The following is a 25,344-nucleotide window of genomic DNA, read 5'->3' as shown; positions in this document are numbered from 1 at the left end:
TCATTCCTGTGCTTGTCACAGGAATCCAGTCGGCGCACGTCTGTGCGACGGGAGGAATCTTTTCAGCCCAAGGACTTGGACTGGCTGGATTCCTGTGACAAGCACAGGAATGAGGGAGGAGAGAGCATTGCCGAAGACAGAACACTTCGAGTTTGCCGCACCTCTCTCCCGATCACTCCCGCAACAACCTGTCGCCCACCGCAAACTTGGATTTCAGCAGACACTCATCATATTCCGCCTCGGCATCGGAATCGAAGACGATGCCGCCGCCGACGTTGAAGACCGCGCGGCCGCCATCGAACAGCATCAGCGTGCGGATCGCCACCGAAAAACGCATTTCTCCACTCGGAGACATGAAGCCGATCGCACCGCAATAGGCGTCGCGCGGCGTCTGCTCCAGCTCACGCAGGATCTTCATCGCCCACATTTTCGGTGCGCCGGTCACCGAGCCGCAGGGAAACAGCGCCGCAAAAATATCCTCTACCGTCACACCGGGCAAAAGCTTCGCCCGCACATGGCTGACCATCTGGTGCACGGTGGGATAGGTCTCGATATCGAACAGTCGCGGCACATCGAGGCTGCCGACCTCGGTGATGCGGGAAATATCGTTGCGCAGGAGATCGACGATCATGCGGTTTTCGGCGAGCGTCTTTTCATCCTCAAGCATCGCCGCGATGATCGCCCGGTCCTCTTGCGCATTCGCGCCACGCGGCATCGTACCCTTCATCGGATGGGTCTCGATGAAACCCTCGCGATCCACCGAGAAAAACAGCTCCGGTGAGCGTGACAGGATAACCGGGCCGCCGAGATCGACCAGCGCGCCATATTTGACCGGCTGGCGCTCGACCAATGACCAGAAGGCCGTCAGCGGATCGCCGCTCCAGCCCGCATGTATCGGCATGGTCAGATTGCCCTGATAACAGTCGCCCCGGCGCAGATGCCCGTGCAGCCGCTCGAAGCGCTGGCAATAGTCTTCAAGGCTCCATGCGGGCACAGGATCGGACAGAAAGGCATCCGCATCCGGCAGGTCTGTAGGCCGCGCGAACCGACCCTCATCCGGCTGCGGGCCGGAAAAGACGCCGAATCGTAAAAACGGCACGTTGCGGGGCTCGGCCGCAAAAGGCGCAAGTTTAGGCTCGAACAGGAAACCGGCCTCGTAGGACATATAGCCGGCAAGATATTTCCCGTCGCGACGCAGCTGCTCCATGCGCTTCAGCGCCGCAAAAAATGCCTCAGGCTCGTCCGCGACGATGATCTCTTCCGGCTCGGTGAAGGCTGTCACCGTGCCGGTCGTGTCATCCCGGAAAAGAACGTAAGGCGCATGTGCCAATGAAAGCGTCCGAAACAGGAGAGAGGGTCGGGAAGCGTCAGACGGGGTCTATGTCGCCGCGCGCCCACATCTCTATGGTTTCCGCATAAAAATCGGCGAAACGGCCTTCCTCGATCGACTTGCGGATACCCTGCATCAGCTCCTGATAATAGGCAAGGTTGTGCCAGGAGAGCAGCATGCCGCCCAGCGCCTCGTTGGAGCGCGTGAGGTGATGCAGATAGGCGCGGGAATAATCGCGCGAGGCCGGGCAGTTGGACTGCTCGTCGAGCGGGCGCATATCCTCGGCATGGCGGGCGTTGCGGATATTGACCCTGCCACGGCGGGTAAAGGCAAGCCCGTGGCGGCCGGAACGGGTCGGCATCACGCAGTCGAACATGTCGATGCCACGCGCCACCGATTTCAGGATATCGTCAGGCGTGCCGACGCCCATCAGGTAACGCGGCTTTTCGGTGGGCAGCACCGGCAGGGTGATGTCGAGCATGCCCAGCATCACATCCTGCGGCTCGCCGACGGCAAGACCGCCGACCGCATAGCCCTTCAGATCAAGCTGCTTCAGCCCTTCGGCGGAACGGACGCGCAGATCCGGCTGGTCGCCGCCCTGCACGATGCCGAACATGGCCTTGCCGGGCTGCTCGCCGAAGGCGACACGGCAGCGCTCGGCCCAGCGCAACGACATTTCCATCGCCCGCTCGATTTCCTTGCGCTCTGCCGGCAGCGCGATGCATTCGTCGAGCTGCATCTGGATGTCGGAATCAAGCATGCCCTGAATTTCGATGGAGCGTTCCGGCGACATGTGGTGCAGCGAGCCGTCCACATGGCTCTTGAAGGTCACACCCTGCTCATCCAGCTTGCGCAGGCCGGAAAGCGACATGACCTGAAACCCGCCGCTATCGGTGAGGATCGGATGCGGCCAGCGGATCAGCTCATGCAGGCCGCCAAGGCGGGCAACACGCTCAGGACCCGGCCGCAGCATCAGGTGATAGGTATTGCCGAGAATGATATCGGCCCCCAGTTCGCGCACCTGATCGAGATACATGGCCTTGACGGTGCCGACCGTGCCGACCGGCATGAAGGCAGGCGTGCGGATGACGCCGCGCGGCATGGCGACTTCGCCGAGGCGTGCGCCGCCGCTCGTGGCTTTCAGGGTGAAGGTGAATTTGTCGTGCATCAGTTTTTCCGGAACAACAGGCTGGAATCGCCATAGGAATAGAAGCGGTATCCGGTTTCGATGGCGTGCTTATAAGCGTCACGCATCGTTTCGAGACCGCAGAAAGCCGAAACGAGCATGAAAAGCGTCGATTTCGGCAGGTGGAAATTCGTCATCAGAATATCGACCGCGCGGAAGCGGTATCCCGGCGTGATGAAGATGCCGGTGGCATCGGACCATGGGTGGATAACACCATTCTCATCGGCCGCACTTTCGATCAGGCGCAGCGATGTCGTGCCGACGCAAACGATGCGTCCGCCGCGCGCCTTTACCGCATTCAGCCGGTCGGCGGTTTCCTGCGACACATGGCCGATCTCGAAATGCATCTTGTGATCGTCGGTATCGTCGGACTTCACCGGAAGGAAGGTGCCTGCCCCAACGTGAAGCGTCACGAAATGCCGCTCGATACCCACCCTGTCCAGCGCGGCAAACAGATCGGGCGTGAAATGCAGCCCGGCGGTGGGGGCGGCAACGGCTCCCTTTTCGCGGGCGTAAATGGTCTGGTAGTCGGTCTGGTCCTGCGCATCTTCCGGCCTCTTGGCGGCGATATAAGGCGGCAGGGGAATATGGCCGACGGAGGCGATCGCCTCGTCCAGCACCGGGCCGGAGACGTCGAACAGCAGCGTGATCTCGCCCTCCTCGCCCTTTTCCTCGACGGTGGCTTCCAGATGGGCAAGGCCGCAGGCATTGTCGCGCTCGTAACCGAAACGGATGCGGTCGCCCTGCTTGATGCGCTTGCCGGGACGCGCGAAAGCCTTCCAGCGGGATTGATCGGCGCGCATGTGCAGTGTGGCCGAAACTGCCGTCTCCGGCGCACCTTCGCGCAGCCTGACACCCTCGAGCTGGGCGGGAATGACGCGGGTGTCGTTAAAGACAAGCGCATCGCCGGGCTTCAGGAAGGACGGCAGGTCGAAGACGCGGTGGTCTTCCATACGGTTTTCATTCGGATCGACCACCAGCAGACGCGCGCTGTCGCGCGGGTTCGCCGGGCGAAGGGCGATATTCTCCTCGGGCAGATCGAAATCGAACAGGTCTACGCGCATTGCAAGGGCTTCCAGAAATTCGATGACACGGCACGGTGTTTTGCATCCCGACGCATCCGCCCCCTCATTCCTGTGCTTGTCACAGGAATCCAGTCGACGCGCGTCTGCGCGACGAGAAGAGTCCTTTCAGCCCAAAGACTTGGACTGGCTGGATTCCTGTGACAAGCACAGGAATGAGGGAAGAAGAGAACGACGCGACGGATGGCAGGCTCCAAACCTGTCGCCCCGCCGCCTGCATCACGTACCGTCAATAAACATCAAAACCCGCCCCGCATAAACTGCGAGACGGGTCGAACTGCAATTTCCGATGATCAGGCCGCAGAAGCGAGCTTGATGGAAACGATCGAATCGGGATCCTTCACCGGCTCGCCGCGCTTGACCTTGTCGATGGCTTCCATGCCTTCGATGACCTGGCCCCAGACGGTGTACTGCTTATTGAGCCAGGGCGAATCGGTGAAGCAGATGAAGAACTGCGAGTTGGCGGAGTTCGGGCTCTGCGAACGGGCCATGGAGCAGGTGCCGCGCACGTGCGGAATGGCGGAGAATTCAGCCTTCAAGTCCGGCTTGTCAGAGCCGCCCATGCCGGCGCGGGCCGGGTTGAAGCTTTCCGCACCCTTCTTGCCGAACTTCACGTCGCCCGTCTGGGCCATGAAGTCTTCGATGACGCGGTGGAAAACGACGCCGTCATAAGCGCCTTCAGAAACGAGTTCCTTGATGCGGGCAACGTGGCCCGGAGCAACTTCCGGAAGAAGCTGGATCACGACCTTGCCGGTCGTCGTTTCCATGATGATGGTGTTTTCCGGATCCTTGATCTCGGCCATGATTATTCTCCTCTGTTCGGGCTCTATTGCCCTACCTTACTTCTTGCCGACGGTGACCTTGATCATCCGGTCGGGGTTGGAAACTTCGCCATTGCCGCCGGCGCCGCGCTTGATCTTGTCCACGGCTTCCATGCCGGACACGACCTTGCCGACCACGGTATATTGACCGTTCAGGAACGGACCGTCGGCAAACATGATGAAGAACTGCGAATTGGCGGAATTCGGATCCTGCGAGCGGGCCATACCGACCACGCCGCGCGTGAACGGCACCTTGGAGAATTCAGCCGGAATATCCGGCAGGTCGGAGCCGCCGGTGCCGGCACGCTGGGCGCTGAAGCCCTTCTCCATGTTGCCATACTGCACGTCGCCGGTCTGCGCCATGAAGCCGTCGATGACGCGGTGGAAGGCAACATTGTCATAAGCGCCCTTCTTGGCCAGCGCCTCGATCTGCGCCACGTGTTTGGGCGCGACATCAGGCATCAGCTCGATGACAACGGGACCGTCCTTCAGCTGGACGGTCAGGAGTTCGGCGGCAGATGCAAGGGTGCTGGCGGCAAGCGCGCCCGCAAACAGGGCGCCGGCAAAGGCAAATCGAACGAGTTTCATCGGATTGGCTCCAGAATGTGAGGCTGAAGTCAGCGCTTCAGCTTGGCGTTGAGGGCTTCAAGCACGGTTTTGGGCACGAAGGCGTCCACATTGCCGCCCATGGCGGCGATCTGCCGGACCAATGTGGCTGTAATGGGTCGCGACGAAGTGCCGGCGGGCAGGAATACGGTCTGGATATCAGGCGCCATCTGGCGATTCATGCCAGCCATCTGCATTTCATAATCAAGATCGGTGCCATCACGCAGGCCGCGCAACAAAAGACGCGCGCCGTGCTGACGGGCGGCATCGACAACCAGATTATCGAAGGAAACGACTTCCATGCGCGCCGCCTCGCCCGGCAGGGTCTCGGAAAGGGCCTGGCGTATCAGCGCCGCCCGCTCCTCGAAACTGAACATCGGCGCTTTTCCGGGATGGATGCCGACGGCGACGATGACTTTGGACGCCACGTTCAGTGCCTGGATAAGCACATCCAGATGTCCGTTGGTCATCGGATCGAAGGATCCTGGATAAAAGGCAATCGTCATATCGCTCTCAGGTGGTGGGCGTTATGTGCCGCCTTTTGTCATGGAGACGGGCTCGGCGCAAGACTTTTACCACCCAAGCCCGTGTTCCGGACGGCCTGAACCACGGATGAATGGGCCGTTCAGTGCGGTTTCAGGGCTATTTTCTATAAATGCACACCATCAGGAAACCGAAACGCCCCTCACCCGTTAAGCATCCGGAGTATTGAAAATGCTGGCCTTCATGATCGTCCTTTCGATCGTCGCATCATTCGCTGCCGAGTACCTTTTTCTCGAATGATGCCCATCGCCAGTTTCCTGAACGCCAGATGAACAAGCCATTCAAGGAAGTTTCACAGGCGCGATGCTAATCGATTTTTACGATTGACGCGGAACATGATCGCACATGGCGCGTTAAGAAAGAACCAAAGGAACGGACAGATGTTTGTAAGAGAAAAACAGTCTACTTCGGCAAAGATCAGTGTCATCAGCACCGCCTGGACAGTACTGGTCATCGCCATGGTGGCAACGACGTTTAGTATTTATGAACAGAAGCCTGAAAAGCAGGGTCCGGACTATCCGCAGCTGACCGCCCGTTATCAGTATATGAATTATTACTGATAGAGGGCGAGAATTTCTCGCAACACACGGAGATACTATCATGTTCACATTTTTGACGCTGCTTCTTGCCCTGATCAGCATTATGTTCGTGACATCGATGATCTCCGTCGTCGCCGAGATGCGGCGCGAAGACGAGGAATTCAAAGCCATGATCAGGCGCGATCGCGCTTTTTGAGCGAAGAATACGATTTGATCGCCCTTCAAAAGATGATTCTTAGCAACCGCCTGGGTCCCCTGGGCGGTTTTATTTTGCCAAGGCGCCGGCCTCTCCTTCCCTCATTCCTGTGCCCGTCACAGGAATCCAGACGACGCGCGTCTGCGCGGCGGGAGGTGTCCTTTCAGCCCAAGGGCTTGGGCTGGCTGGATTCCTGTGACGAGCACAGGAATGAGGGCGGACAGGCACCCGATATCGAACCATCGCATCCATTTCACGCGTCCCAATCACACAAGCGTTTTCAAAACCCCGTTTTTCCAAGGCAAATTCCCTTCAATTTCCGTTTGGATTGATTTAAGGAACGCCGATACGTTGCGGGCCGGACGGCTGGCGACCGCAAGGACGTTCCTGTGAGGTTTGCATAACGATGCTCGATTCCCTGAGAAATGCTTCTCGAACCATGGCAGCCAAGCTGCTGCTTCTCCTGCTTGTTGTTTCGTTTGGCGTCTGGGGCGTCTCCGCATCACTCGTCACCGCCAATTCGCATGCGGTCATGACCGTCGGCGACCAGACGGTCAGCCCCGAGGAGTTCCGCCTCGCCTATCAGCGTCAGATTTCAGATCTCAGCCGCCAGTTCGGCACCCGTCTGACAACGGAACAGGCCAAGGCCTTCGGCATCGACCGCCAGGTGTTCAGCCAGCTTGCCGCGGGTGCTGCCCTCGACGAGCTGGCCTCGAAGATGAATCTCGGCCTTTCGGAAGACCGCCTCGCCAACCTTATTGCCGAAGACCCGGCCTTCAAGTCGGTCAACGGCCAGTTCGACCGTAATCTCTTCAGCGAGCGGCTGCGCAATTCCGGTTTCCGCGAAGACGACTACATCAAGGAACGCAGCAAGGTTGCCGTCAGAAGCCAGATCGTCGAAGCCGTCTCGGATGGTTTTGCAGCGCCGCAGGTGCTGGTCGATGCGCTGAAGCAGTATCGCAACGAGCAGCGCGCGGTCGATTACGTCATTCTTTCCAACGCCGTCATTCCGCCGGTGAAGGCACCGGGCGACGACGTGCTGACGCCCTGGTTCGAGACCAACAAGACGAAATATCGCGCCCCTGAATTCCGCAAGTTCACCTATGTGAAGCTGGAACCGTCGGACATTGCCGATCAGGCCTCGGTGACGGATGCGCAGATCGCCGATTATTACGAGAGCCACAAGGACAGCTTCCGCACTGCCGGCCGCCGCACGGTGGAGCAGTTGACCTTCCCGGGCAAGGAGATGGCCGAAGCCGCCGCCGAACAGATCCGCCTCGGCAACACCACCTATGATCAGGTCGTGAAGGATCAGGGCAAGACGCCGTCCGACGTCACGCTCGGTGAATTCACCAAAGACACCATTCCCGACCAGTCGATTGCCGATGCGGCCTTCGCCATCCAAAAGGATGGTGGCGTCTCCGCAGTCGTCGAGGGCTCCTTCGGCCCGGTCATCCTGCGCGTCACCGGCATCAAGCCGGAAACCACCCGCACGCTGGAAGAGGCGAAAGAGGACATCCGCAAGGACCTCGCCACCGCCGCAGCCGCGGAAGAAATCACCAATGTGCATGACCGTTACGAGGACCTGCGCGCCGGCGGTTCCTCGCTTGCCGATGCTGCCAAGCAGCTGAACCTCAAGCCCGTCACCATCGCCGCCATCGATGCCGCCGGCCTCGATGAAAAGGGCGATGCGGTTCAGGGCCTGCCCTCCCCGCAGCTGGCACAGGAAGTCTTCAAGACCGAACCCGGCACCGAAGCGCTGCCGATCAACCTCGGCCGTGAAGGTTACATCTGGTTCGACGTCGACCAGATCATCGCCGCCCGCGACCGCACGCTTGCCGAAGTGCGCGACGATGTCGTCGCCGACTGGACGGCGGAGCAGCAGCGGATGGCGCTGGCCACCAAGGCCGACGAGCTGAAAGCCCGCGTTGAAAAGGGTGAGACCCTTGAAGCCGTGGCTGGTGAACTGAGCCTTGCCGTCGAACAGAAATCCGGCTTGCGCCGCACAAGCGAAGACGCGATTTTCGGCCAGCAGACGATCGCGGCCGTCTTCTCCGGCGCTGAGGGCAAGGTGGGAACGGCGGCTGATGCCGACGGCTCCAGCCGCATCCTCTTCAAGGTCACGTCCGTTGACACCAATGCGCCTGCCGATGCGCTCGCCAGTGACGACCAGCAATTCGCCGCCATCGCCCGCGCGGCCGGCGACGACATGCTGGACCAGATGGTCAACCGCCTGCAGAATGATTATGGTGTGACCATCAATCAGGCCCTCGCCGACCAGGCGATGGTCGACTTCTAACCGGGGGGCGATAAAGATGGCCGAACTGAAGCCGCTGATCGCCAAGGTCGCGAACGGCGAAAGCCTGAACCGCGAGGAATCGCGGGCAGCTTTCGACATTCTGATGTCGGGCGAAGCCACCCCGTCGCAGATCGGCGGTTTCCTGATGGCGCTGCGCGTGCGCGGAGAAACGGTGGACGAAATCGTCGGCGCCGTCTCCTCCATGCGCGCCCGCATGCTGCCTGTCTCGGCCCCCGCCAATGCCATCGATATCGTCGGAACCGGCGGTGATGGCATCGGCACCTACAATATCTCGACGCTAGCCTCAATCATCGTCGCCGGCACGGGCCTGCCGGTCGCCAAGCATGGCAACCGCGCTCTGAGCTCCAAATCCGGCACGGCGGATGCGCTTTCCGCGCTCGGCGTGAAGCTCGATATCGGCCCCGATCTCATCGCCCGCTGCATCAGCGAGGCGGGTCTCGGCTTCATGTTCGCGCAGCTGCACCACTCCGCCATGCGCCATGTCGGCCCGAGCCGTGTCGAACTCGGCACACGCACGATCTTCAACCTGCTTGGCCCCCTTTCCAACCCGGCGGGCGCAAAACGGCAATTGCTCGGCGTCTTCTCGCCACGCTGGCTGGTGCCGCTTGCCGAAGTGCTGCGTGATCTTGGCTCGGAGAGCATCTGGGTCGTGCATGGCGACGGCATGGATGAGGTGACCACCACGGGCGTCACCCATGTGGCGGCGCTGGAAAACGGCAAGATCCGCACATTCGACCTGACGCCAAAGGATTTCGGTGTTCAGCCGGCTCAGATGAACGATCTGAAGGGCGGCGACGGCATTGCCAATGCGGCGGCGCTGCGTGAGGTTCTGTCCGGGAAACGCAATGCCTATCGCGACGTGTCGCTGTGCAATGCGGCCGCAGCCCTCGTCATTGCCGGCAAGGCGGAAACGCTGGGTCAGGCGATGACGATTGTCAGCGAGGCGCTCGATAGCGGCGCGGCAGCCGCAGCGCTGGAGCGTCTGGTCGCCGTCTCAAACGAGGCAGACCCCAAGCAGGCCGACCATTGAAAGGAATGAGAGCGAAACCATGAGCGACATTCTGAAAAAGATCGAACTCTACAAGCGCGAGGAAATCGCCGCCGCCAAGGCGAAGGTTTCCCTTGCCGATCTGAAAGCAATGGCCGAGGGCCAGACCGCGCCGCGCGGCTTTTACAGGGCGCTCAGGACAAAACAGGCCGAGGGCAAGTTCGGCCTGATCGCCGAAATCAAGAAGGCCAGCCCGTCCAAGGGCCTGATCCGCCCGGATTTCGATCCGCCGGCGCTGGCGGCCGCCTATGAAGCGGGCGACGCCGCCTGTCTTTCGGTGCTGACGGACAGCCCAAGCTTTCAGGGCGCGCCGGAATTCCTGACCGCCGCCCGCAATGCCTGCGCCCTGCCGGCGCTGCGCAAGGATTTCATGTTCGACACCTATCAGGTGCATGAGGCCCGCGCCTGGGGCGCGGACTGCATTCTCCTCATCATGGCCTCACTCTCCGACGACGAGGCAAAACGCCTGGAAGACGAGGCTTTCGCGCTCGGCATGGACGTGCTGGTCGAGGTTCATGATGCGGAAGAGACAGAACGGGCGCTGAAGCTCGCCTCGCCGCTTCTCGGCATCAACAACCGCAATCTGCGCACCTTCGAAGTCAGCCTCGAAACCAGCGAGAAGCTGGCTGGTCTCGTGCCCGCCGACAAGCTGCTGGTCGGCGAAAGCGGCATCTTCACCCATGAGGATTGCAAGCGGCTGGAAAAGAGCGGCATCAGCACTTTCCTCGTCGGCGAAAGCCTGATGCGCAAGGACGATGTGACGGCGGCCACCAGGGCGCTGCTGACCGGCAGGACCGGCGTTCTGGCAGCGGAATGATCGCCCCATGAGCGAGGCGGGCAAGCTGACCCATATAGACGCCGCCGGCGAGGCCCATATGGTCGATGTCGGCGACAAGGCCGAGACCGTCCGCATCGCCATTGCCGAGGGTTTCGTACGGATGAAGCCGGAAACGCTGACGCTGATCCGTGACGGCAATGCCAAGAAGGGCGACGTCATCGGCACTGCCCGGCTCGCGGGCATCATGGCCGCCAAGCAGACCGCAAACCTCATCCCGCTCTGCCACCCGCTGATGCTGACCAAGGTTTCGGTCGACATCACCGAAGACATTGCCCTGCCCGGCCTGCGGGTGGAAGCCATGGTGAAACTATCGGGCAAGACCGGCGTGGAGATGGAAGCGCTGACCGCCGTTTCCATCTCCTGCCTGACGATCTATGACATGGCCAAGGCCGCCGACAAGGCGATGGAAATCGTCAATATCCGCCTTCTCGAAAAAAGCGGTGGCAAATCTGGCGATTTCCGACGACAGGAGAGCTAAATGAAACCGCTGCTGCCGGTGGACGAGGCCACAAGGCGCCTTCTGGAGGCGGCGGTTCCGGTCGCGGACAGCGAGACATTGCCGCTTGCCGACTGCGATGGCCGCATTCTCGCGGCTGACCTAGCGGCGCGTCTGACGCAGCCGCCTTTCGACGCTTCCGCCATGGACGGCTATGCGCTGCGCAGCGCCGACGCGCCTGAAATCGGCTCGGTTCTCACCGTCATCGGCCAAGCCGCCGCCGGCCATGCTTTTACAGGTACGGTGGGGCAAGGCGAGGCCGTGCGCATCTTCACCGGCGCGCCGGTCCCCACAGGGGCCGACACCATTCTCATTCAGGAAGACGCCGAAGTGCTGGAGGGCGGAAAAATCCGCACCACCTTCGAAGTCGCCGCAGGGAGACACATTCGCCCGCGCGGACAGGATTTTGCCGAGGGTGAAACGGTTCTGAAGGCGGGGCGCGAACTCGGTTTTACCGATCTCACCGTCGCGGCGGCAATGAACCATTCCACGCTTCCCGTCTATCGCAGGCCGCTCGTCGCCATCCTTGCCACCGGCGACGAATTGCTGCCGCCCGGAAGCACGCCGCAGCCGGCGCAGATCATCGCCTCGAACACCTTCGGGGTCGCGGCCCTTGCCCGGACTGCCGGAGCCGACATTCTCGATCTCGGCATCATCGCTGACGATGACGCGCTGATCCGCGCCGCCATCGACAAGGCCGTGGCGGCAAAGGCCGACGTGCTGGTAACGCTCGGCGGCGCATCGGTCGGCGACCACGATCTCGTGCAGGCGGCGCTGAAGGCCGAAGGCATGCAGCTTGATTTCTGGCGCATCGCCATGCGCCCGGGAAAACCGCTGATGGTCGGCGCCATCGGAACCATGCAGGTGCTGGGCCTGCCCGGAAACCCGGTCGCGAGCCTCGTCTGCAGCCTGCTTTTCCTCGAGCCCCTGCTCCGCAGCATCGCCCGCCGCGCGCCCCTGCAACGCGTTGCTACCGCCCGGACCGCCACGCCGCTGAAAGCAAACGACCACCGGCAGGATTATCTTCGCGCCCGTTTCCACACCGACGAGAACGGCGTACTGATGGCGGAAGCCTATACCAAGCAGGATTCATCGATGATGAAGATATTGGCCCATTCCGATGGCCTGATCGTGCGACCGCCGCACGCGCCGGCGGTGGAAGCCGGGACGGTATGCCAGGTGATAAGGCTCAAGGCCTGACGAGAGCGGGGCTACACCATACGATGCCTGCCGAGGCGATGTCCTGTTTCGAAAGTTCGCCTGACGGACACTCCACGCAGGCGCGGCCTATTTGACCGCACCGAAACGTGCTGAGCCGGCGGATTAAAACTATAAGATTGTTATATCTCGATATGTTGAAGAAGTGTACGACCTATAGGCGACGTTTTGCCTAAATGAAATAGGCCGCCGCCTAACCATTTCCCGCCTATTGCCCCACATTGTTGTGCCAAAATAAATCACTCGAATCCCATTCTCGGGATTGACAGAATAAATACGATGCTGTCACCAAGACGAATAGTAGAGGGAAAAAATTCCGGAAATCCTAGAAAATGAAAATTACTTATAATTATCAATTAAATAAGATAAAAATCGGCGAAAATGGAATTTCCGGGAACAAAAATTAGTTTCCCATAAATTAAGCTTTCCAAAACGGGCTTCATAATAATAATCATAGTCGATAAGCAGACTCACTGGAGTTTCTTGATGAACACGGCATCCACGCCCAAAACCACGGGACCCGACATTGCCGGGCAGATTGCCTACGCCATGCGGAGCATGGGTGTTTCGCCGATCCCGCGCAATTACAGCCTTTTTTACGAAGCCTATATCGGCTCGAACCCTGCTTTGACAAAGGATCTGGCGGCGCTTGGAAACCGCGTCACGCAGGAGGATCTGGACGAGCTTTCCACGCGTTACGGCGAAGGCACTCCCGGACGGGCCATCGACGACGCGCACGAGAAGCTGCGGCGTGAACTGGAGGCGCTGCTGGGCACGCTGCGGCGGGAACAGTCCTCCATCGAGAACTACAACAGGATTCTCGGCGAAACACGCCAGCGCATCGACGACAAGAATGTCTCGAGCACCAATATTCTGAAGAATGCGATTTCGTTGCTGGCCGAGGCCACCGGGTCGAAAATCATCGATGGCGAAAAGGCGTTCAACGACGTCAACCGCCATGCCGAGGAAATGCATCAGGTCCGCCTGGAACTGGATGAATATAAGCGCATCGCCAATACCGATTCGCTGACCCGCCTTTCCAACCGGCGCGCTTTCGACGACAGGCTGGCCTCCATCTATGACAGCTCCATCGGCCTGCAATATACCTCGCTCGTCCTGCTCGATATCGACCATTTCAAGCGGATCAACGACACCTTTGGACACCCCGTCGGCGACAAGATTCTCGCCACCGTCGCCTCGGTCATCCGCGCCAATGTCCGCAAGGATGGCTTCGTCGCCAGAAGCGGCGGTGAGGAATTCGCCATCATTCTCGATGGCAATACGCCCGAGGAAGTCATGGTGATGTGCGAGCGCATCCGCCTGTCGCTGGAAAGCACGCCGTTCCGCAATTCCAGATCAGGCGCAGACTATGGCACGGTGACGATCTCCATCGGCTTTGCCTCCGCCGCGCAGGCGACCAATCCAAGCGAGCTTTATGGCCACGCCGATACCGCGATGTATCACGCCAAGGAAACCGGCAGGAACCGATCCGTCTTTTATGAGGACGGTATGCAGAAGAATTATACCGGCAAGAACTGGCTGATTTATCGGACGTAGAGTGAGGTGCGCCTGCCCTCTCCACCCTCATTCCTGTGCTCGTCACAGGAATCTAGCCAGCCCAAGTCCTTGGGCTGAAAAGGCCTCTTCTCGTCGCGTAGACACGCGTCGGCTGGATTCCTGTGACAAGCACAGGAATGAGGGCGGTGTGCGGCAGGTCACAGAACCCTTCACCACATCGTCTTTGCCGCCCGCGCGGCCCATTCTCTGTCATAGGTTTCCTGATCGAACTCCGCCTTTGCGGCTTTCAGCAGCACGCCCGGTGTGGGCAAAGATGCGGGTTCGACAAAATTGGCAGGGTTCCACAGTTCGGAGCGCATGAGAGCCCTCGCGCACTGGAAATAGACCTCATCGATCTCCACCACGATCACCGTGCGCGGATGTTTGCCGTCCATTTCGAAGCTCTGCAGCAGATCGGCATCGACCGAAACGGCCGCGCGGCCGTTGACGCGCATCGTCGTATTCGAGCCGGGGATCAGAAACATCAGCGCCACACGCGGGTCGCGCACGATGTTCAAAAGCGAATCGACGCGGTTATTGCCGCGCCAGTCGGGCAGTAGCAGGGTCCTGTCGTCAGCCACCCGCACCACACCGCCCTTGTCGCCGCGCGGCGAACAGTCCATGCCTTCCGGGCCCACCGTCGCCAGCGCCAGAAAGGGTGACGCCTCGATCATCAGCCTGTATTCGGCCGTCAGCGCGCCCGTTACCTTGGCGATCGACGCTTCGCTTGTGCCATCATAGATGGCCTTCAGTTCCTCAACCGTGCGAATGATCGTCATGTCGGCTCCAATCCCGTAAAACAACCTGCACCCCGCCAGATGGGGCTTAATCTTCCGCCGCCTCTGCCTTTTCCCGCTCCGCCCGCTCGCGCGCCGTACGGGCAGCAACGAGGTCGGCCGGCTGGGCATTGCCGCGGATCAGCGAACGGCCGGCATAGATGCCACCGACAACTTCCATCGCGAAACGCTCCTCGTCGCGGTCGCGGAATTCCTCGACCAGACGGGCCGCATCCTCGCGCTCCTCGCCCATGGCGCCTAGCACTTCCTCGCTGAAATTCAGCGCCGATTCCAGCGTCTCGCGGATCTGGTAATCGACACCCGCCTTCAGAAGGTCGATGGCGTGGCCACGGTCATAGGCGCGGGCGAGAACCGGAACCAGCGGGAACTCGTGTTTGACGATCTCCGCGATCCGCACCGCCGCGTCCTTGTCATCAACGCAGATAAGCACGGCGCGCGCCGTGCTTGCACCGGCAGCATGCAGGATTTCCGCCCGCGAGCCATCGCCATAATAGACCTTGAAGCCGAATTCCGCCGCATCACGCACGAAGTCGGCATCCTTGTCGATGAGCGACAGCGTATAGCCCCGCGCCAGAAGCGGCTGGCTGACGATCTGCCCGAACCGCCCGAAGCCGATCAGCAAAATGCTGCCCTCGACATTTTCCGGCACGTCGAGATCGTCGGTATTGGGCACAGCCGCCGGCACCAGCCGGTCGTGCAGAATGACCATCAACGGCGTCAGCACCATGGAGATGATGATGGTCGCGGTCAGGATCGCATTGGCCTCGCGATCCAGAATACCGGCGCTGACGGCGGCCGAATAAAGCACGAAGGCGAATTCGCCGCCCTGCGCCATCAGCACCGCCCGCTCCAGGCTTTCGCGCCGCGTGGTGCCGAGTGCGCGCGCCACACCGTAGATCAGGAAGGCCTTGAGCAGCATGTAACCCGCGACGCTGACGACCACGAGCTGCCAGTTGGATGCGATGACGGCAAGATCGATCGCCATGCCGACGCCAAGGAAGAACAGGCCGAGCAGAATGCCGCGAAACGGCTCGATATCCGCCTCAAGCTGATGGCGGAAGGAGGATTCAGACAGCAGCACGCCGGCAAGAAACGCGCCCATGGCCATGGAAAGACCGCTGACCTGCATCAGAAGCGCCGAACCGAGCACCACCAGCAGAGCGGCGGCCGTCATCACCTCGCGCGCACCGGAGGCCGCCAGCAGCCGGAAGAACGGGTTGAGAAGATAACGCCCGGCGAGAATGAGCGCCCCAACCGCGGCAAGCGCGATGCCCACCGAAATCCAGCGCTCCGAGGGTGTCACATGTTCACCGCCGGAACCGAGAAAGGCAACCAGCGCCAGCAGCGGCACGATGGCCAGATCCTCAAACAGCAGGATGGCGATGATGCGCTGACCTTTCAGGCTCGACATGCTGTTGCGTTCCTGCAGCATCTGCATGACGATCGCTGTCGAGGTCAGCACGAAGCCGGTGCCGGCGACGAAGGACATGATGACGGGAAAACCGAGCCCAACGCCGATCAATGTCAGGCCTGCCATGCAGACCAGCACCTGCAACGCGCCGAGGCCGAAAATATCCTGACGCATCGACCAAAGCCGAGACGGCTGCATTTCAAGCCCGATGATGAACAGGAACATCACCACGCCCAGTTCGGCGATATGGAGGATCGCCTGCGAATCGGAAAAGAAACCGAGACCGTAAGGCCCGATCACAAGGCCGGCGGCCAGATAACCCAGCACTGAGCCGAGGCCGATGCGTTTGAAGATCGGCGCAGCCACAACGCCCGCCGCCAAAAGCACGACCACCTGGGCCAGATCATTTCCGTTCGCTTCGACAGCCACACGCCACCCCGTTTAAATTGATAGGACGAGGGTGTTCCCTCGCCAGATTGCCCGAAAGCGCCAGAACCCTTCTTCCGTCATGCCGGACTTGATCCGGCATCCAGCCACGGCGCGTCTGCGCCGTGAAAGACTCTCTCGCGATCAAGGACTTGATCGCGCTGGACCCCGGATCAAGTCCGGGGTGACGGAGTGGGGATGCAACAACATCGCCAAACGCACCGGTTCTTCAAATCCCCTGTCTGCATTCTCACGAGGGCGTCTCCCTCCATGTTTTATCGGGATAGCGGTTCCCTGCTCAAGCCCTTTTCAGCGAGCTCCCGTTCATAATCGGCAAACAGTGCGTCACCGGTCTCGCCCAATTCCTTGAGGTATCTCCAGGTAAAGATGCCGCTGTCGTGGCCGTCGTCGAAAACGATGCGCACGGCGTAGTTGCCGGTCGCCGTGATGGAGCGGATCGTGACATTGCGCTTGCCGGGAACGGTGACCTTCTGCCCCGGCCCGTGGCCCTGCACTTCCGCCGAGGGCGAAAGCACCCGCAGCATCTCGGCGTCAAGCCGGTAGGCGCTGCCGTCGTCGAAGGAAACGGTCAGTTGCCGCCGGTCTTTCGACACTAGCAGCTCAGTCGGCCAGGCATCACTCATTTTTCACTTCCGCAAGCTCGTCATATGCGTCAGAATTACGGACTTGCCTCACGATAGGCAAGCCACTACATCACCGTGTGTGCCAGGGGCATCGCGCAATGAGGATGGAGACGTGAACAGTTTCCCCGGATCGCTTGAAAGAGCGCAATCCCTGACGGAAAACAACGCACCGATGGTGGATCCCTTCGGTCGGGCGATAAACTATCTGCGCGTTTCGGTGACTGATCGCTGCGATTTCCGCTGCACCTATTGCATGTCCGAACACATGACTTTCCTGCCGAAGAAGGACCTGCTGACGCTGGAAGAACTCGACCGGCTCTGTTCCGTCTTCATCACAAGGGGCGTGCGCAAGCTCAGGCTCACCGGCGGCGAACCGCTGGTGCGCAAGAACATCATGTCGCTGGTGAGGAACCTCGGCCGCCATCTGCGCACCGGCGCGCTGGACGAACTGACGCTGACCACCAACGGATCGCAGCTTGCCAAATTCGCAGCCGAACTTGCCGATTGCGGCGTCAGGCGCATCAACGTTTCGCTCGACACGCTGGATGCTGACAAATTCCGCCAGATCACCCGCTGGGGCGATCTCGACCGTGTGATGGAAGGGCTGGACGCCGCACAGGCCGCCGGCATCAAGGTCAAGCTCAACGCCGTGGCCCTGAAGGATTTCAACGAGACCGAGATTGCCGAGCTGATGCGTTTCGCCCATGGTCGCGGCATGGATCTGACGGTCATCGAAACCATGCCGATGGGCGAGATCGAGGAAGACCGGACAGACCGTTATCTGCCGCTCTCCAAGCTCCGCGCCGATCTGGAGCAAAGCTTCACGCTCATCGACAGCGATTACCAGACCGGCGGCCCCGCCCGTTACGTCACGGTCAGGGAAACCGGCGGCAGGCTCGGTTTCATCACGCCGATGACCCATAATTTCTGCGAAAGCTGCAACCGCGTCCGCCTCACCTGCACCGGCACGCTATATATGTGTCTGGGACAGGATGATGCGGCCGACCTGCGCACCGCGCTGCGCGCTTCCGACAGCGACGCCTATCTTTCCAGCGCCATAGACGAGGCCATTCTGCGCAAGCCGAAGGGTCATGATTTCATCATCGACCGCACGCATAAACGGCCCGCCGTCGCCCGCCATATGAGCGTGACCGGCGGGTAAGCCTGTTTCTCCTTTCCCCACCCATATAAGCGGTTGAATTACCGGCCTCACCGTGTCACGTCTCTTGGCATGGAGGAATGCGCAGTTGCGCCCGGCGGGCAGCCCTTGAGAGGCAATCGGGGCAAGATTGCGCATGGTCTGGGATCATATGGAATGGCATTGACGGATAATACGCGCGGCGCCCTCTTGATGGCGCTCGCCATGGCAAGCTTCACGGCCAACGACGCGCTGACGAAATCCGTCACCCCCTACATCAACACCGGCCAGATCATGTTCGTGCGCGGCATCATGACGGTGGTGCTGATCTACATCGCTGCACGGCATTTCGGCGCGCTCCGGCCCCTGAAAACCCTGCTGCGGCCCATCATCATCCTGCGCTGTCTCTGCGAAGTGACAGCCGCCGTTCTCTATCTGACGGCGCTCGGCCTCATCGAATTTTCCAACGCTTCGGCCATATTGCAGTCCCTGCCGCTGATCGTGACGCTGGGTGCTGCACTTTTCCTGCGTGAACCGGTCGGCTGGCGGCGCTGGGCGGCGATCATCACCGGTTTCATCGGCGTGCTCATCATCATTAGGCCCGGCCCGGAAGGCTTCACGTCAGGCGCCCTGCTGGTCGTCGCCTCGCTGGCCGTTACCGCCGCACGCGATCTTCTGACCCGGAAAATGTATGCCGATGTGCCCTCTCTCGCCATCACCGTCATTACCGCCTTCGTCAACATGGCGGTGGGTGGCCTGCTGATCCAGCCTTTCGGCGGCTGGCAGCCGATGAACTTCATGATCCTGTCGCATCTTGCCGGGTCCGCCATTCTGGTGCTGGTCGGCTATCAGGCGATCATTCTGGCAATGCGAACCGGCGAAATCTCCTTCGTCGCGCCGTTCCGTTACACCAGCCTGCTCTGGGGTTTCATGATCGGCGTGTTCTTCTTCAATGAAAAGATCGACAGTTTCACCATCGTCGGCGCCATGATCGTCATCGGTTCCGGTCTCTACACCTTCTACCGCGAAAGCCTGCGCAAGCGCTCGCAGATGGCCAAGCGCGCCGCCGCAACGCCCACGGCCGCAACCACGGTGCGGCCAGCTTCCGTTACGAAAGCTACAGTTACGGAAGAAGCGGGAGAGTGACATGAACAGCGGCCGTTTTCTGGACAGGACCACCCCGCCCCACATCATCACGCTGGTCGTCATCGCCGGCGTCGCAGCGCTGTGCATGAATGTGTTCCTGCCCTCGCTTGCAGCCATGGCGCTTTATTTCGAGGTCGATTACGCGGTCATGCAATTTGCCGTATCCGGCTATCTCGCCGCCACCGCCTGCCTGCAGCTCATCATCGGCCCGCTATCCGATCTTTTCGGACGCCGCCCGGTCATGCTCGCCAGCATCGCGATCATGATCGTCGCCACGCTCGTCTGCATGCTGGCGCCCAACATTACCGTCTTCATGATCGGGCGCGTGGCGCAGGCGGCCGTCGTTTCCGGTTTCGTGCTCGCCCGGGCCATCGTGCGCGACATGGTGCCGATGGAACAGGCCGCCTCGATGATCGGGTATGTCACCATGGGCATGTCGGTGGTGCCAATGGTCGGCCCGACGGTTGGCGGCCTGCTCAACGACATTTCCGGCTGGCAGTCGAGCTTCGCGCTGCTCGCCCTCCTCGGCGTCGGCATTCTGGCGCTCGCCTGGTTTGATCTCGGCGAAACCAACCACAACAAATCGGCAAGCTTTTCGCAGCAGTTCCATGCCTGGCCCGAGCTTCTGCGCTCGCCGCTGTTCTGGGGTTATGCGCTGACCTCGACCTTCTCGTCCGGCATGTTCTTTTCCTTCCTCGGCGGTGCGCCCTTCGTCGGCAGCGTGCTTTATGGCCTTGCCCCGGCCATGCTTGGCCTGCAATTCTTCTTCATGGCCAGCGGTTACATGCTCGGCAATTTCGTCTCCGGCCGTTATGCCAGCCAGATCGGCATCACCCGCATGATGCTGTCGGGCAATGTCATCGCCATTGCCGGCATCGTCACGGCCATTGTGGTGATCTCTAGCGGAGCGGAAAGCGCCTATGCGTTTTTCGTGCCGCTCGCCCTCATCGGCGTTGGAAACGGTGTTACCCTGCCGAGTGCCAATGCCGGCATGGTCAGCGTCCAGCCGCATCTGGCTGGCTCCTCCTCCGGTCTCGGCGGCGCCATGACCATCGGCGGCGGCGCAGTGCTTTCGGTACTCGCCTCCTCGGTCCTGTCCAGGGAGGACGGAACCTGGCCGCTCCTTATCGTGATGCTGGCGACCGGCCTTGTCGCCCTCCTCACCACCTATGTCGTAAGGCTGCAGGAGAAGCGGCAATGACGGCCCCTTCCAGAATACCCGGTCTCGTGCTCGCCGGCGGCCTGTCGCGGCGCATGGGCACCAACAAGGCGATGGTGATGCTGGGCGAAACGCCGCTGCTTTCCCATGTCATTCGGCGCATCACACCGCAGGTCTGCGATATCACCATCAATGCGGCAAATGGCTGGGCCGAAAGCTTCGGCCTGCCCGTGCTGCCAGACACCGTAAGCGGCCATGCTGGACCGTTGGCCGGCGTTCTCGCCGGCATGCGCCATTTCCAAAAACACGAAGCCGGAGGAAGCCATTTCCTGACCGTGCCCGCCGACAGCCCTTTTTTCCCCGATGATCTCGTGGCCCGCCTTAGCGAACACATATCGGAAGATTCGATCGTCATCGCCGCCTCCAGCGGCCAGCTTCATCCGGTTTTCGCGCTCTGGCCCGTGGCGCTTGCCGATGATCTGGAAGATTGGCTGAAGAACGATGCGAACCGGCGGATCCGCGCCTATCTGGCACGACACATCACCATTGGCATTGCCTTTCCGCCGCTGGAAACCGCAAAGGGCAGCCTCGACCCTTTCTTCAACATCAACACGCCGGATGAACTGGCGCTGGCGCGAAGCCATCTGGAGAGCCTCGCGACATGACGGCACGAAAGGTCTTCGGCATTGCCGGCTGGAAAAACTCGGGTAAGACCGGCCTTGCGGTGCGCATCGTCACCGAACTGACGGCCCGGGGCTACCGCGTCTCCACCATCAAGCACGCCCATCATGATTTCGATATCGACAAGGTCGGTGCGGACAGCTGGCGTCACCGGCAGGCGGGCGCCCACGAGGTCACCATCGTCTCCGGCACCCGCTTCGCCATCATGCATGAACTGCGCGGCGGGCCTGAACCGTCTTTCGAGGACATCCTCTCCCGCCTCGCCCCCTGCGATCTCGTGCTGATCGAGGGTTATAAATACGAGCCGGTGCCAAAGATCGAGGCGCGCCGGCTGGAGGCGGCGAAAACCGAACCGCTCGCCGGAAGCGATCCTTATATCATCGCCATTGCAGCGGATCATGAGGTGACGGACACCGCCCTTCCCGTCTTCGATCTCGACGATACCGGCGCGATTGCCGACTTCATCGAGAAGACGGTGGGGTTGGTGAGGCTAAACCAAGGATAGCGTTTTAGGCGCTTCGGCTGCATCCCCACATCCGTCATACCGGCCTTGAGCCGGTATCCAGCCAGCCCAAGTCCTTGGGCTGAAAGGACTCCTCGCGCCGCGCAGACGCGCGTCGGCTCGATGCCGGATCAAGTCCGGCATGACGGAGGAGAAGTGGCATGAAGCCGACGCAAGCTCCAGTGATCCCTCACCCCCAAAATGAAAAAGCCGGGCTCTAGACCCGGCTTCATCAATCCTTGAGACGCAATACCTATTCAAGGAAACTGGAGGGGTTCACCGGCGTCGCATCCTTGCGAACTTCGAAGTGAACCTGAGGACGCTTGGCGCTGCCCGTCATGCCTGATGTGGCGATCGTCTGGCCGCGCTGCACCTTCTGGCCGCGCTGCACGTCGAGATTGGCGGCGTTGCCGTAAACCGTGACCTTGCCGTCGTCGTGGCGGACGAGAACCGTGTTGCCGAGCTGCTTCAGGCCGTTGCCTGCATAAATGACCACGCCGTTTTCAGCGGCCTTGATCGGCGTGCCCTCGGGAACCGAGATGTTGATGCCATCGTTGCGGCTGCCTTCCACATTGTCGCCGAAATTGTTGATGACAGCACCGCGGACCGGCCAGCGATATTTGCCGATGCCCGTGGATTCCGGTGCGACGGAAGCCATGTCGGACTTCTTCTCGATATCGCTGACGCTCGCCGTGGCGGCGGGTGCCGACGGTGCGGTCGCGGCAGCAGCAGCAGGCGCCTTGTAGGGCTCCGGCTTGGCGGATGCGGTTTCGACTGCCTTTGCCGCTTCCTTGGCGGGAACGGATGCCGTCTTGATGCCGTCGGTGCCGGCACCCGGCATGGCAAGCGTCTGGCCGACACGGATGCTCTCGTTGGAAATGCCGTTGGCGGCTTTCAGTGCGGCAACCGATACGCCGTTTTCACGGGCGATTTTCGCCAGGCTATCGCCCGGCTGAACCTTGTAGCCACCGCTTGGCGGCAAGGGCTTGCCACCGGGAGGCGTGAGCTTGCCGGCCTCGGAGGAAACCTTGTCACGGGCCGCAGCCTGCGACGGCAGCACGGCTACATTGCCCTCGGGGCTGCGCAGCGGTGTCGGCTGGTCGCCATTGCGGTTGAGCGCGATGTTGCCGGCAGCATCCTTGGCGGCGTTGCGAACCTGACCGAATTTCGGAATGAGGATCGACTGGCCGGCCTGCGCCGAAGAGGCTGTCTTCAGACCATTGACCCGCAGCAGTTCCTTTTCAGGAACGCCGTAGCGGTTGGACAGTGTCGTGATGCTTTCACCGGGACGCAGCGTCACCGAGGAAGCGCCGTCCGTATGCCAGCCATTCTTGTCGGAGCGGACGGTTGCGGTGGTGAGATTGTCGGCGACGGGAGCGGCGGCCTGCTGCGCTGGCGCTGCGGGAGACGGCGCGGCCTGTCGCTGTGCGGATGGGAAGGGCTGGGCCATGGCTTCGTTGCGCGTCGCCGGATCGCGGCTCGCCACCGCCGACAGCTCGGAACGCTGAACCGGAGAGGCGGAGGCCGAGCGGGCCGTGGAAGGCTGCACGTTGCCGCCATAACCGCCGGACTGCGGATAGGCGTTGCCAGACATGTTCTGGTTGGCGTAGCCGCCCTGCGGCGCGGCAGACGCGTAACCGCCATTCATGTCGCCCTGCGGAACAGGGGCCTGCCCGTAAGCACCGCCACCCTGCCGGGTTGGAATTGACGCCGTCGTCATCTGATCCGGTCCACTGGAAAAGAGGCCGCTGAACCGCGTTGCATCCGAGCTACAGCCCGTTGCGACGCTTGCCAGCAATGCCGCTGCGAACATTTTTGCGACTGATTTTCCGATTTTAGACGAATGTCTCATACGCATGACTCGATCTACACTGACGCCAACCCGCCGCATCGACATGCGATCCGGCACAAACTTCACTTCTTGCAAGGCCCATTTCCCGAGGAGGGGAAAACCATGCGTCGATGTTTATGATTAAAGCGCGTTAGTGTTACCACGCCGTTAAAACGTTAAGCCGTTTGGCGCTTTTTTGACACTTCGATAACCATGACGAAAACGATGCGCGTCATGTCTGGACAATAATAATAATTAAAATCAAACAGTTGCTGTAATTTAGAACTTTCGAAGACAAAAATGGAATGTCTTCAAAATTTTCATTTTGTTACAAATGACGCGCAATATGGGTGCTGAGCGGCAGATAGGGCGCTTCGAACAACTCTTCCTTTTCGAAGCGGCTGCCGGTCTTGGAAAAGCGCGTCATCACGCAGCGATCATCGTCAAGGATGATCGGCGCGATCATCATGCCGCCGGAGACGATCTGTTCGGCGAAAAAGCGGGGCATGGTAGTGAAGGCGGCCGTGGAGACGATACGGTCAAATGTACCCTCGCCCACAAGCCCGTTGCTGCCATCCGCCTGGCGAATGACGACGTTGCGGATGGAAAGATCATCCAGACAGTTCTGCGCCTGCTGCACCAGCGTCTTGTAACGCTCCAGCGAAAAGACGCGCTCCACCCGGCGCGCGATGATCGCCGTCATGAAACCGCTGCCGGTGCCGATCTCCAGCACGCGCTGGCCCGGCTTCAATTGCAGGCGGGCAAGGATTTTCACAGCCATGTCGGCACCTTCCATGAAGGCGCCGCAGTCGATCGGGATCGTCCGGCTGGAATAGGCGTCGGCAGCAAATTGCGGCGGCACGAATTTGGAACGCGGCGTCTGCTCGACCGCCGTCAAAAGGTCAAGATCGGAAATCCCCTCGCCCCGCAGACGCAGAACGAGAGCGGCAAAACCTTCCTTTTCGACCATGGCAGATTTCAATCGGCGACTCCGAATCCAAGCGCTTCCGCAACCCGATCCTTGACCGTGTAGTCCGTCAGGTCAAGCTTTAGCGGCGTGACCGAGATTTTGCCGTGCTTCAAAGCATGGATATCCGTGCCTTCGCGGAAGGTGCCGAGACGTTCGCCGAAACGCAGCCAATAATAGGGGAAACCACGGCCGTCCTGGCGCTCTTCCACCGTCAGGCCGAAATCGAGCTTGCCCTGCCCGGTCACGGACACGCCCTGCACATCCTTGGGCGCACAATTGGGGAAATTGAGATTGAGGAAGGTGCCATCAGGCAAATCGACATTCATCAGCTTGCGCAGCAGGTCCGGGGCATAGGTCTCGGCGACCTCCCACGGCACGACACGGCCTTCGGCATGGCTGAAGGCCTGGCTGAGCGCAAAGGACCGCACGCCCTGCAGCGTGCCTTCAATGGCGCCCGCAATGGTGCCGGAATAGGTAACGTCATCGGCCATGTTGGCACCGGCATTGACGCCGGAGAGCACGAGGTCGGGCTTCTCAGGCAGAACTTCGCGAATGCCCATGATGACGCAATCGGTCGGCGTGCCGCGCAGCGCAAAATGCTTGTCGGAAATCTTGCGCAGCCGCAGCGGTTCGGAAAGCGTCAGCGAATGGGCAAGCCCGCTCTGGTCGGTCTCAGGGGCGACGATCCAGACATCGTCCGAAAGCGTCCGGGCGATTCGCTCCAGCACGGCCAGACCTTCGGCGTGAATACCGTCGTCATTCGTCAGCAAAATCCGCATCTCTCTCTCCCGCTACTCATTTCGTTCAGGTACGGAACATTCCCTCAACCGTCATGCCGGACTTGATCCGGCATCCAGTC

The 25,344-nt window shown here is 60.8% G+C and carries 25 protein-coding genes; 13 read left to right on the top strand and 12 right to left on the bottom strand.

Going from position 1 to position 25,344, the window contains the following annotated elements:
* Positions 1-172: 172 nt before the first annotated feature.
* The 6 genes from OK142_RS00330 to coaD all read right to left on the bottom strand — a co-directional run bounded on the left by OK142_RS00330 (position 173) and on the right by coaD (position 5,531).
* A complete protein-coding gene (locus OK142_RS00330; protein WP_498680663.1) occupies positions 173-1,330 on the bottom strand; it encodes an aminodeoxychorismate synthase component I in 1,158 nt (385 codons plus the stop codon).
* Positions 1,331-1,367: 37 nt separating this feature from the next.
* Positions 1,368-2,498: a tRNA guanosine(34) transglycosylase Tgt gene (gene tgt, locus OK142_RS00325; RefSeq protein ID WP_003495713.1), complete on the bottom strand. Its 1,131-nt coding sequence runs from the start codon at positions 2,496-2,498 to the stop codon at positions 1,368-1,370.
* Complete coding sequence (queA, locus tag OK142_RS00320; protein ID WP_271045928.1) at positions 2,498-3,580, bottom strand: tRNA preQ1(34) S-adenosylmethionine ribosyltransferase-isomerase QueA; 1,083 nt, start codon at positions 3,578-3,580, stop codon at positions 2,498-2,500. Before queA ends, tgt begins: the two co-directional genes overlap by 1 nt.
* A 311-nt stretch (positions 3,581-3,891) precedes the next feature.
* Positions 3,892-4,401, bottom strand: a complete 510-nt coding sequence (locus OK142_RS00315) for a peptidylprolyl isomerase (RefSeq protein WP_003495709.1) — start codon at positions 4,399-4,401, stop codon at positions 3,892-3,894.
* Positions 4,402-4,437: 36 nt separating this feature from the next.
* On the bottom strand, positions 4,438-5,007 hold the full coding sequence (locus tag OK142_RS00310; protein WP_498680662.1) for a peptidylprolyl isomerase: 570 nt from the start codon (positions 5,005-5,007) through the stop codon (positions 4,438-4,440).
* 29 nt (positions 5,008-5,036) lie between these two features.
* Positions 5,037-5,531, bottom strand: a complete 495-nt coding sequence (coaD, locus tag OK142_RS00305; protein WP_498680661.1) for a pantetheine-phosphate adenylyltransferase — start codon at positions 5,529-5,531, stop codon at positions 5,037-5,039.
* A 417-nt stretch (positions 5,532-5,948) separates the two neighbouring features.
* On the opposite strand from coaD, the gene OK142_RS00300 reads away from it, so the two are divergent.
* From OK142_RS00300 to OK142_RS00265, 8 genes are all read left to right on the top strand, one after another.
* Positions 5,949-6,128 carry a hypothetical protein gene (locus tag OK142_RS00300; RefSeq protein WP_003495704.1) on the top strand — a complete coding sequence of 60 codons (180 nt, stop codon included), beginning with the start codon at positions 5,949-5,951 and terminating at the stop codon, positions 6,126-6,128.
* Positions 6,129-6,168: 40 nt separating this feature from the next.
* Positions 6,169-6,303 carry a hypothetical protein gene (locus tag OK142_RS00295; protein WP_003495703.1) on the top strand — a complete coding sequence of 45 codons (135 nt, stop codon included), beginning with the start codon at positions 6,169-6,171 and terminating at the stop codon, positions 6,301-6,303.
* A 406-nt stretch (positions 6,304-6,709) separates the two neighbouring features.
* Entirely contained in the window at positions 6,710-8,602 is a 1,893-nt protein-coding gene (locus OK142_RS00290) for a peptidyl-prolyl cis-trans isomerase (RefSeq protein WP_498680660.1), read from the top strand.
* Positions 8,603-8,618: 16 nt separating this feature from the next.
* Positions 8,619-9,653, top strand: a complete 1,035-nt coding sequence (gene trpD / locus OK142_RS00285) for an anthranilate phosphoribosyltransferase (protein ID WP_003495698.1) — start codon at positions 8,619-8,621, stop codon at positions 9,651-9,653.
* Positions 9,654-9,672: 19 nt separating this feature from the next.
* Positions 9,673-10,488: an indole-3-glycerol phosphate synthase TrpC gene (trpC, locus tag OK142_RS00280; protein ID WP_498680659.1), complete on the top strand. Its 816-nt coding sequence runs from the start codon at positions 9,673-9,675 to the stop codon at positions 10,486-10,488.
* Between the two features lie 7 nt (positions 10,489-10,495).
* Positions 10,496-10,987 (top strand): cyclic pyranopterin monophosphate synthase MoaC, encoded by a 492-nt coding sequence (gene moaC / locus OK142_RS00275; RefSeq protein ID WP_498680658.1) that lies wholly within the window; start codon positions 10,496-10,498, stop codon positions 10,985-10,987.
* The gene (locus tag OK142_RS00270; RefSeq protein WP_498680657.1) at positions 10,988-12,205 is read left to right on the top strand and encodes a molybdopterin molybdotransferase MoeA; all 1,218 of its coding nucleotides are present in this window, start codon (positions 10,988-10,990) and stop codon (positions 12,203-12,205) included.
* A gap of 504 nt (positions 12,206-12,709) precedes the next feature.
* Positions 12,710-13,780, top strand: coding sequence for a GGDEF domain-containing protein (locus OK142_RS00265; RefSeq protein ID WP_003495689.1), 1,071 nt, complete (start codon positions 12,710-12,712; stop codon positions 13,778-13,780).
* Between the two features lie 170 nt (positions 13,781-13,950).
* On the opposite strand, the gene OK142_RS00260 is transcribed toward OK142_RS00265, so the two are convergent.
* The 3 genes from OK142_RS00260 to OK142_RS00250 form a co-directional block, all read right to left on the bottom strand.
* Entirely contained in the window at positions 13,951-14,559 is a 609-nt protein-coding gene (locus OK142_RS00260; protein WP_498680656.1) for a pyridoxamine 5'-phosphate oxidase family protein, read from the bottom strand.
* A gap of 46 nt (positions 14,560-14,605) precedes the next feature.
* A complete protein-coding gene (locus OK142_RS00255; protein ID WP_035223115.1) occupies positions 14,606-16,417 on the bottom strand; it encodes a monovalent cation:proton antiporter-2 (CPA2) family protein in 1,812 nt (603 codons plus the stop codon).
* A gap of 272 nt (positions 16,418-16,689) precedes the next feature.
* Positions 16,690-17,058: a gamma-butyrobetaine hydroxylase family protein gene (locus tag OK142_RS00250; protein WP_313611231.1), complete on the bottom strand. Its 369-nt coding sequence runs from the start codon at positions 17,056-17,058 to the stop codon at positions 16,690-16,692.
* A gap of 112 nt (positions 17,059-17,170) precedes the next feature.
* Between OK142_RS00250 and moaA the strand changes: the two genes are divergently transcribed.
* The 5 genes from moaA (at position 17,171) to mobB (ending at position 21,687) form a co-directional block, all read left to right on the top strand.
* Positions 17,171-18,220, top strand: coding sequence for a GTP 3',8-cyclase MoaA (gene moaA / locus OK142_RS00245; protein WP_313611232.1), 1,050 nt, complete (start codon positions 17,171-17,173; stop codon positions 18,218-18,220).
* 153 nt (positions 18,221-18,373) lie between these two features.
* Positions 18,374-19,342, top strand: coding sequence for a DMT family transporter (locus OK142_RS00240; protein WP_003495678.1), 969 nt, complete (start codon positions 18,374-18,376; stop codon positions 19,340-19,342).
* Between the two features lies 1 nt (position 19,343).
* Complete coding sequence (locus OK142_RS00235) at positions 19,344-20,543, top strand: multidrug effflux MFS transporter (RefSeq protein WP_498680655.1); 1,200 nt, start codon at positions 19,344-19,346, stop codon at positions 20,541-20,543.
* Positions 20,540-21,166: a molybdenum cofactor guanylyltransferase MobA gene (gene mobA / locus OK142_RS00230; RefSeq protein WP_498680654.1), complete on the top strand. Its 627-nt coding sequence runs from the start codon at positions 20,540-20,542 to the stop codon at positions 21,164-21,166. The genes OK142_RS00235 and mobA overlap by 4 nt, the downstream gene beginning before the upstream one ends.
* Positions 21,163-21,687, top strand: a complete 525-nt coding sequence (mobB, locus tag OK142_RS00225; RefSeq protein WP_498680653.1) for a molybdopterin-guanine dinucleotide biosynthesis protein B — start codon at positions 21,163-21,165, stop codon at positions 21,685-21,687. The genes mobA and mobB overlap by 4 nt, the downstream gene beginning before the upstream one ends.
* 250 nt (positions 21,688-21,937) lie before the next feature.
* Here the strand turns inward: mobB and OK142_RS00220 are convergent, their stop codons facing one another.
* The 3 genes from OK142_RS00220 to surE all read right to left on the bottom strand — a co-directional run bounded on the left by OK142_RS00220 (position 21,938) and on the right by surE (position 25,264).
* A complete protein-coding gene (locus OK142_RS00220) occupies positions 21,938-23,497 on the bottom strand; it encodes a peptidoglycan DD-metalloendopeptidase family protein (RefSeq protein ID WP_498680652.1) in 1,560 nt (519 codons plus the stop codon).
* Between the two features lie 346 nt (positions 23,498-23,843).
* Complete coding sequence (locus OK142_RS00215; protein ID WP_498680651.1) at positions 23,844-24,497, bottom strand: protein-L-isoaspartate(D-aspartate) O-methyltransferase; 654 nt, start codon at positions 24,495-24,497, stop codon at positions 23,844-23,846.
* Complete coding sequence (surE, locus tag OK142_RS00210) at positions 24,494-25,264, bottom strand: 5'/3'-nucleotidase SurE (RefSeq protein WP_498680650.1); 771 nt, start codon at positions 25,262-25,264, stop codon at positions 24,494-24,496. Before surE ends, OK142_RS00215 begins: the two co-directional genes overlap by 4 nt.
* Positions 25,265-25,344 lie beyond the last annotated feature (80 nt).

It is taken from the genome of Agrobacterium sp. BT-220-3 (genome assembly GCF_025910175.1).
GTDB classification, from domain to species: domain Bacteria; phylum Pseudomonadota; class Alphaproteobacteria; order Rhizobiales; family Rhizobiaceae; genus Agrobacterium; species Agrobacterium oryzihabitans.
Note: the sequence above shows the minus strand (reverse complement) of the source record. Positions and strands in the feature narration are given on the sequence as shown.